This window comes from Nocardia acidivorans NBRC 108247 (assembly GCF_001625085.1).
Taxonomy (GTDB): Bacteria; Actinomycetota; Actinomycetes; order Mycobacteriales; family Mycobacteriaceae; genus Nocardia; species Nocardia acidivorans.
The window spans coordinates 168,849-177,031 of sequence record NZ_BDAW01000012.1 but is presented as its reverse complement, the minus strand read 5'-3'; the positions used below and the strand labels follow the sequence as shown (position 1 = coordinate 177,031).

The following is an 8,183-nucleotide window of genomic DNA, read 5'->3' as shown; positions in this document are numbered from 1 at the left end:
GTCGTCCAGACCGCACGGCCGGATTGGTCGATAAGTGAAATCCGTTGGGGAATCGGTCAATTCAGACAAACAGAGCGATTATCGGACCGTCACCACGCGGCTGTGCCAGCCGGTGGAACCACTCGGGAAGGGCGGTGTGCGCTGCTCGGTCTGGGGCTCACCCCGACCGTCGACGGCGCGCACCCGCAGCGTGTGATTACCCGGGGTCGCGTTCCATTGCCAGGTCCACTGCCGCCAGGTGTCGATCGAATATTCGGCGGCCAGGGTCGCGGACTGCCACGGCTCGTCGTCGACCCGCACCTGCACCCCCGCGATGCCGCGCCGCTGCGCCCAGGCGGTGCCCGCGACCGTCACCGGTCCGGCCGGGACGGTCGCGAAGGCCGCGGGGACGTCGATGCGCGAGGCGGTCTTGATCGGGGCGCGATCGGCCCAGCCGCGATCGGTCCAGTAGGCGCGCGCGGCGTCGAACCGCGTCAACTCCAGATCCACCACCCATTTGGTAGCCGAGACATAGCCGTAGAGTCCGGGCACGATCAGCCGGGCGGGGTAGCCGTGCACGATCGGCAGCGGCGCACCGTTCATCCCGATGGCGAGCAGGGCGTCGCGACCGTCCAGGATGGCCGATACCGGTGTGCCCGCGGTGAATCCGTCGATACTGCGGGAGAGCAGCATATCGGCGTCCGGATGCACACCGGCCGCGGCGAGCAGATCGGCCAGCGGATAGCCGAGCCAGCGGGCGGTACCGGCCAGCTCACCGCCGACCTCGTTCGACACACAGGTGAGGGTGACGATGCGCTCGACCGCGGGGAGCGTGCGCAGCCGATCCATATCGAATTCCACTGTGCGATCGGTCATTCCGTGTATCCGCAGTCGCCAGTCGCCGCTGCTGAGCGCGGGCACCTGCAAGGCCGTGTCGACCCGGTAGAAGCGATCGGCGGAGGTGAGGAACGGGGTGATCCCGTCGACGGGCGGCTGAACCGCCTCCGCGACCGCCGGTGCCGGACGTGCCGTTCGCGGGAGCACAAAGCGTGCCCGGTCGGCGACGATATCGTGCAATCGCGTGCCCAGCCATTTCCCGGTCGCCGCGGCACTCACCGCGAGCGCGCCGACAGCCGCCGCGGAAAGCAGAAATCGGCGGCGGGACAGGGAGTTCGGCTCTGGGGTGCGCAGCGTGGGCGATCCGGTGGTCAGTACGCGCAGTGCCACGATGCCCGCGAGAATGCCGACTATGGTCGGCACCGCGAACCAGGGCGTCGCGGTGGGCCGCGCCATCGCCGCGGCCACGGTCACCACGCCCAATCCGATCAGCAGCGCGCTGCCGATCGGCCGCCGCCGCTCCAGCAGGCCCGCGAGCATCGCGCCCAAGGCCATGACCGCGGCCATCGAGACGAACAGCGCGAGCTTGTCATGACTGCCGAAGCGCCGAATCGCAGCATCTTTCAAGGCATGTGGCGTGTGATCGACCATCGTCGCGCCCAGCACGTAGAACGGCGAGGCGGCCGGATCGATCAGCACCGCCACCAGGTGTCCGATACCCAATACCGTTGCCGCCGCGAGCAATCCGGCTGCGGCGCCACGCAGCCGTCGGCGGCCCGCGGCCGAATAACCTCTGACCGCGTTCATGCGAGGAGGTTGAGGCTGGCGATCGGGGCGGTCGTGGGCTGCGGTGATCCGCCGAGCGGCTCCACCGTGACCGCGAGGGTGTCCACCGGCCGGAACGCCATGACCACCGGGTCGCCGACGATCGCATCGAACACGGCGGTGGAGCGCGGAACACCGCCGAGCGACACCAGCCACATCTGGTAGGTGTGCCCCGACGGCGGCTCCGGGACCGCGCGCAAGCGCACCGAGGCGGCGGAAAGCGTTGCGGAGGTGTGAATCTCGAGTTCGCCTCCGGAGCTGACCGGAACGAATCGAATCGTGGTATCCGGTTGCCGATCGATCAGCACGGCCGAAAGGGCATCGGGGGCGGTGTGCTCGCCGGAGCGAAAGACCAGGAACCCCAGTCCCATTCCGAGCGCCACGATCACCACCGCCGCGGCGGCGAGCCAGTTCACTCGATGCGGCAGGGTACGACGCCGATCGCTACGCCCGGGCGGCGGCGCGGCGGCGTCCAGCGCGCGCAGCAGCCGATCCTCGAGACCGGCTGGGGCGGAACAGGAGTCGGCGATACTGAGATCGGCCATGGTCTCCCGAACCCAGCTCACGATGGCGTCGAATTCGGCCACGGTCAGCCGATCGGCGCGGGCGCGGCGCAGCTCGATCTCCGCGCGTTCGCCGTCGGTCACCGCGTCGATCGCATAGGGGTAAGCGAGCTCGAGCAGATCGCTGCCCGGCTCGATCCCGGGCCGCTCGATGGCGCTCATGGTAGGTCACCTCCTGTCAGGCAGGCCGCTAGGCGCTTCAGACCGTCACGAATGCGGGTCTTCACGGTGGGCACCGGGGTGCCCAGTTGGTCGGCGACCTCGCTGTAGGTATGACCGCCGTAGTAGGCCAGCGCGATCGTCTCCCGTTGCAGCGGAGTCAATGTCGCCAGGCAGCGCAATACGTCCGACTCGTCCATCCGTTGTTCGACGGCCTCGAGTACGACATCGTGATCGCGGCCCATATGTAGTTGTCCGTAGACGAGTTCACGATTGGCGGCGGAGTGCTCGACCCGAATGCGGTCCACCGCGCGCCGATGGGTCAGCATCATGAGCCACCCCATCGGGCTCGACATGCGCTCGTCATAGCGATCCGCCAATGACCACGCCTGGAGATACACCTCCTGCGTGACCTCCTCCGCCGTCGCGCGATTGCGCGACATACGTAGCGCGAGGCCGAAGACCCGATGACTGGTGAGCCGGTACAGCTCGGTGAAGGCCTCGCGATCACCACCGCCCACCGCTACGACCAGGCCGCTCAGCCGCCGGGTCAGCTGTTCGTCCCGGGCGATTCCGCCGGTGGGACAGCTCGGCCCGGCCGCGGAATCGCCGGCGGTGAAGTCGCCGCCCAGGTCCCGGAACAGTGGTACGACTCGCGAATTCTCTTCCTCTGTCACGCTGGCACCTGCGCTATTCCTCCAGTTCCGGCCGGGGTGAACGGAATTCGCGGCGTCGACATCTGCCCCTCGCCTCCTGACGACGTGATGAATCTGAGCGACCATGACGGTGCACCGGCCGATCAGGCGGGCGGCATGAGAACGCTGTCGATCATGTAGACCGTCGCGTTCGCGGTACGGACGCCACCGCAGATGACCGCGGCGTCACCGACTTTGAGGTTGTCCCCGCTCCCGGTGACGGTCACCTGCGCGCCCTCAACCGTCTTGTGCGCACCGGCGATCTGATCGGGCGCGATCTGACCGGGCACCACGTGATAGGTCAGGATCTTGGTGAGGGTGGCCGAATCGGTCTTGAGCGAATCGACGGTGGCCGCCGGGATCTTCGCGAAGGCGGCATCCACCGGGGCGAAGACGGTGAACTGTCCGCCGTCGAGGGTGTCGACGAGATTGACCTGCGGATTGAGCTGACCGGAGACGGCCGAGACCAGCGTGGTGAGCAACGGATTGTGCGAGGCCGCGACCGCCACCGGATCCTGGGCCATCCCGCTCACCGATCCGGCGCCGGTGGGCACCTGCTGGGCGTATTCCTTGCACCCCGGGCCAACCAGGTTCGCGGCGGGTGCCGCGGAGCCGGAGGGGGCCATGATGCTGGTCGAGCTGCCGCCCGAGCCCGAGGTGTCATTGGAACAGGCGGAGATGCCCGCGGCCGCGGCGGTCAGGGCGATGGTCATGGCCAGGGTGCGCTGTGTCAGGTTCATGATCGTTCGTGTCCTTCGTGGGTAGGCCCGGTATGCGGGCGTGGGTAGTAAGAGATACGGCGGGATCCCCCGGCTCCCGACGCGGTCACCGGCCGGATGGGGTCGGGGTGGACTGGACCGGCCGGTGACCTGCGTGCACGGGGCGGGCTCAGGGCCCCGGTAGCCGTCTGACTTCTACGACTACGAAAGGGTTTCGCCCAGACCCGAGCGGTGGTTTGGTCCCCACCGAAAAAACTCCGGCCGAATCCAAACCGGGTGCCCGCGCATGTCGAAGTCGAGGTATGGACTCGAGACGCGATATCGCCGTGATCGGCAGCGGAGTCGCCGGACTCACGGCGGCCCACGTGCTGGCCAAACATGATCGGGTGACGCTCTACGAACGCGACACCCGCCTGGGCGGACACGCGCACACCCATGACGTGGAGCTCGCACCCGGTCGGCGGGTCGGGGTGGACTCCGGATTCATCGTGCACAACGACCACACCTATCCGACGCTTACTCGGCTGTTCGCCGAACTCGGGGTGCAGACCCGCGAGACCGAGATGTCGATGTCGGTCCGGGCGGACGCGCCCGCACTGGAGTACGCCGGGGCCCGCGGGCTCTCGGGACTCTTCCCGACGCTCCGAGCGCTCGGGACACCACGGTATCTGCGCTTGCTGGCCGAGGTGCCGCGGTTTCACCGGGCCGCGCGAGAGGTGTTGCGGCAGGCCGACTCCGGGCTCACCCTGGCCGAATTCCTGCGACGGCACCGCTTCAGCGGCTATTTCACCGACTACTTCGTGACCCCGCTGGTCGCGGCGGTGTGGTCCTGCGAACCCGGGATGACCGGCGCGTATCCCGCCGAATACCTGTTCCGATTCCTGGACCACCACGGCATGCTCAGCGTGCACGGCTCCCCCACCTGGCGCACCGTGGTCGGCGGATCCGCCCGCTACGTGGAGAAGATCGCCGATCGGCTCGATGAGATTCGCACCGGCACCGCGGTACTCGCGATCACCGAGCTCGCGGACGGTGTGCTGGTCACCGACCGATCCACCACCCGGCGCTTCGACGCCGCGGTGATCGCGACCCATCCGGAGCAGGCGCTCACCCTGCTCACCGATCCACCGCCGTTGACGCGAGCGGTATTGAGCGCCATGCCGTATTCGGTGAATCCGGCGCAGCTGCACACCGACGAATCGCTGCTGCCGCGTTCGCAGCGCGCGCGGGCGGCCTGGAACTACCTGGTACCGGACGAACCCACCGCGGGCGTGGTGGTGACCTACGACCTCACCCGGCTGATGGGTCTGGACCACATCACCGATCGCAGATTCCTGGTGACCCTCGGCGGCGAACACCTGGTCGATCCCGCGCGGGTCATCGCGCGAATGACCTACGAGCACCCGATCTACACCCTCGATTCGATCGCCGCGCAGGCTCGACTGCGTGAGATCCACACCGCGCGCGTGGCATTCGCGGGGGCCTATCACGGCTGGGGCTTCCACGAGGACGGCGCGCTCTCCGGACTGCGCGCGGCCGAACATCTCGGCGGCCGATGGCCGGTGCATGCGACCGGGCGAGCGGCCGAGACGGTGAGCGCGCGATGACCGGCGCACCCGCGCTGTACCTCACCCGCATTCGGCACAGTCGCCGCGCGCCGGTGCGGCACGAATTCGAATATCGCGGCTACAGCTGGTATTTCGATATCGAGAACCCACCCGCGGTGCCGATCGCCCTGCGGCCCCTGGTCTCCTTCCGCGCCCGCGACCATCTCACACCCGGCACCGGCGACACACTGCGCGATCGGGTGGACGACTTCCTGGCCGGACACGGGGTGCACTGCCACGGCCGGATCACCGCGCTGATGAACGCGCGGGCACTGGGCTATGTCTTCGACCCGCTGACCGTCTTCTGGTGTCATAACCCCGCGGGCGAAGTGCAGTGTGTCATCGCCGAAGTGCACAACACCTACGGCGAACGCCACGCCTACCTGCTGCGCACCGATGAGCTCGGTCGCGCCGCGGTGGACAAGCGATTCTATGTATCGCCCTTCAACGAGGTGGACGGGTACTACCTGCTGCGCCTGCCCGAGCCCGGCGACACCGTGGCCCTGTCCATCGCGCTGCGACGCGATGGACAGCCGCCGTTCCTGGCCTCGATGCGCGGCCACCGAGTACCGGTCAGCACGCGCACCGTGCTGCGCGCCCAGGTGCGCACCCCGCTCGCACCGTGGCTGATCGCGGCCCGTATCCGCCGACAGGGCATCGCGCTGTGGGCGCGAGGAGTCCCGATCGCACCGCGACCACTCGCCGAATCGACCCGAAGGACAGCTCCGTGACCAGTTCGTGCCTCGTCACCACCACCGGTGACGCCCACCCTCCCGTCCCGCGTGGCCTGTGCGCCCGGCTGCTCGCGGGCGGCACGGCCGCGCTGTTCCGGCGCGCGGTGCGCCGCCTGCCGCTGCGGGTCGAACTCCCCGACGGAACCGTTCTGGGAGCCCAGGCGGACCGGGAGCCGCTGCCGCGCATGATCATTCGCGATCCGGCCGCCTTCTTCGCCCGGATCGGCCGGTACGGACTGATCGGCTTCGGCGAGTCCTATACCGCCGGCGAATGGACCGCACCGGACCCGGCGGCGGTACTCACGGTGCTGGCCACCGATCTCACCCGGCTGATTCCCGCTCCGCTGCAACGGTTCCGGGCGCTGCTACCCGCACCACCGGCCGGTGAACGAGGCACCGCGGCCAATGCGCGCACCAATATCGAGCACCACTACGACCTGTCCAATGAGCTCTTCCAGCTGTTCCTCGATGACACGATGACCTACTCGGCGGCGCTGTTCGAGGACGCCGAGCTCGAGCGCGGGCTGGTGTCGTGGGAGCGGCTGGCCGATGCCCAGCGCCATAAGATCGACCGGCTGCTGGACGCCGCCGGAGTGCGGTCGGGCAGCCGGGTACTCGAAATCGGCACCGGCTGGGGCGAATTGAGTGTGCGGGCGGCCGCGCGCGGGGCCATCGTGCATTCGGTGACGCTCTCCGCCCGGCAATTGGAGCTGGCCCGTCTGCGCGTGGCGGCGGCCGGATTCTCCGATACGGTCCGCATCGAATTGCGGGACTACCGCGAAATTCACGGCAGTTACGACGCCATCGTCTCGGTGGAGATGATCGAGGCGGTCGGATACCGGTACTGGCCGACCTATTTCCAATGCCTGGACCGGCTGCTCGCACCCGGCGGCAGCATCGCCCTACAGGCGATCACCATGCCGCATCGGCGCATGCTCGCCACCCGCGGCACGTACACCTGGATTCAGAAGTACATTTTCCCGGGCGGTTTCCTGCCCTCGGCCGCGGCCATCGAAGCCACCGCGGCCCGGCATACCCGGCTGCGGGTGCGCCACCAGTACGGCTTCGGGACGCACTACGCGGAGACGCTGCGGCTCTGGCGCGAACGCTTCGACAGCCGTCGCGCCGAGGTCGACGCACTCGGTTTCGACGCGTACTTCCGGCGGGTGTGGCAGTTCTATCTCGCGTACTCCGAGGCCGGATTCCGGTCCCGTTACCTCGATGTCCGGCATTTCGTCCTCGATCGTCCCCGGGAGCACCGATGAGCATCGCGAACCTCTCCTGGATCGCCCTGCTCGCCCTGCTGGTTCTGGCTGTGCTGCAAGGCATTACGTATGTGATCGGGCGGCGGATCGGGCGGTACAACGTCGTCGATGTCATCTGGGGTCTGGGATTCGTCCTGGTCGCCCTCCTGGCGGCGGTGCTCGGGGACGGGGATGGGTTCCGCCGGTTGTCACTGCTGATCCTGGTGTCCGTGTGGGGATTACGGCTGAGCTGGCATATGCATCGCCGTACCGCCGGGCACGGCGAGGATCCGCGCTATGCCGAACTGCTGGAGCGGCACGGCGGCGGGGCCGGGGTGGCCTTTCGGCGCATCTTCCTCATCCAGGGCGCGTCGCAATGGTTGATCTCGCTGCCCATCCAGGTGTCCGCGGTGGCCGGGCCGACCCGGGGCCTGTCCCGGGTGGTGTTGATCGCGGGTGTGGCCATCTGGCTGCTGGGATTCCTCTTCGAGGCGGTCGGCGACCGGCAGCTCCGGCGATTCCGGGCGGATCCACGCAATCGCGGCAAGATCATGGATCGTGGCCTGTGGGCGTGGACCCGGCATCCCAACTACTTCGGCGACGCCTGTGTGTGGTGGGGAATCTGGCTGATCGCGGCCAGCGCCTGGCCGGGTGTACTCACCGTCCTGTGCCCGGCGCTGATGTCGTACATTCTGATTCGCGGCACCGGCGCGCGGCTGCTCGAGCGCACCATGGGCGACCGCCCGGGATATCAGGACTACCGGCGCCGCACCGCCTACTTCTTTCCACGCCCGCCACGCTGAATACCGCTGGGATGCTTC

8 protein-coding genes are annotated in these 8,183 nt (G+C 68.4%); 4 read left to right on the top strand and 4 right to left on the bottom strand.

Annotation, left to right across the window (positions count from 1 at the left end):
- Positions 1–78: 78 nt before the first annotated feature.
- The 4 genes from NA10_RS06955 to NA10_RS06940 form a co-directional block, all read right to left on the bottom strand.
- A complete protein-coding gene (locus NA10_RS06955) occupies positions 79–1,623 on the bottom strand; it encodes a molybdopterin-dependent oxidoreductase (protein WP_067564767.1) in 1,545 nt (514 codons plus the stop codon).
- Positions 1,620–2,366, bottom strand: a complete 747-nt coding sequence (locus NA10_RS06950) for an anti-sigma factor (RefSeq protein ID WP_067564765.1) — start codon at positions 2,364–2,366, stop codon at positions 1,620–1,622. Before NA10_RS06950 ends, NA10_RS06955 begins: the two co-directional genes overlap by 4 nt.
- A complete protein-coding gene (locus NA10_RS06945; protein ID WP_307188380.1) occupies positions 2,363–3,040 on the bottom strand; it encodes a sigma-70 family RNA polymerase sigma factor in 678 nt (225 codons plus the stop codon). Before NA10_RS06945 ends, NA10_RS06950 begins: the two co-directional genes overlap by 4 nt.
- A gap of 122 nt (positions 3,041–3,162) precedes the next feature.
- A complete protein-coding gene (locus NA10_RS06940) occupies positions 3,163–3,798 on the bottom strand; it encodes a fasciclin domain-containing protein (protein ID WP_067564763.1) in 636 nt (211 codons plus the stop codon).
- A gap of 281 nt (positions 3,799–4,079) precedes the next feature.
- Between NA10_RS06940 and NA10_RS06935 the strand changes: the two genes are divergently transcribed.
- The 4 genes from NA10_RS06935 to NA10_RS06920 are packed head-to-tail and all read left to right on the top strand — an operon-like array spanning position 4,080 to position 8,165.
- Entirely contained in the window at positions 4,080–5,384 is a 1,305-nt protein-coding gene (locus tag NA10_RS06935; protein WP_067564761.1) for an NAD(P)/FAD-dependent oxidoreductase, read from the top strand.
- A complete protein-coding gene (locus NA10_RS06930; protein ID WP_067564920.1) occupies positions 5,381–6,115 on the top strand; it encodes a DUF1365 domain-containing protein in 735 nt (244 codons plus the stop codon). Before NA10_RS06935 ends, NA10_RS06930 begins: the two co-directional genes overlap by 4 nt.
- Positions 6,112–7,383, top strand: a complete 1,272-nt coding sequence (locus NA10_RS06925) for a class I SAM-dependent methyltransferase (protein ID WP_067564759.1) — start codon at positions 6,112–6,114, stop codon at positions 7,381–7,383. The genes NA10_RS06930 and NA10_RS06925 overlap by 4 nt, the downstream gene beginning before the upstream one ends.
- The gene (locus NA10_RS06920; RefSeq protein ID WP_067564757.1) at positions 7,380–8,165 is read left to right on the top strand and encodes a DUF1295 domain-containing protein; all 786 of its coding nucleotides are present in this window, start codon (positions 7,380–7,382) and stop codon (positions 8,163–8,165) included. Before NA10_RS06925 ends, NA10_RS06920 begins: the two co-directional genes overlap by 4 nt.
- Positions 8,166–8,183 lie beyond the last annotated feature (18 nt).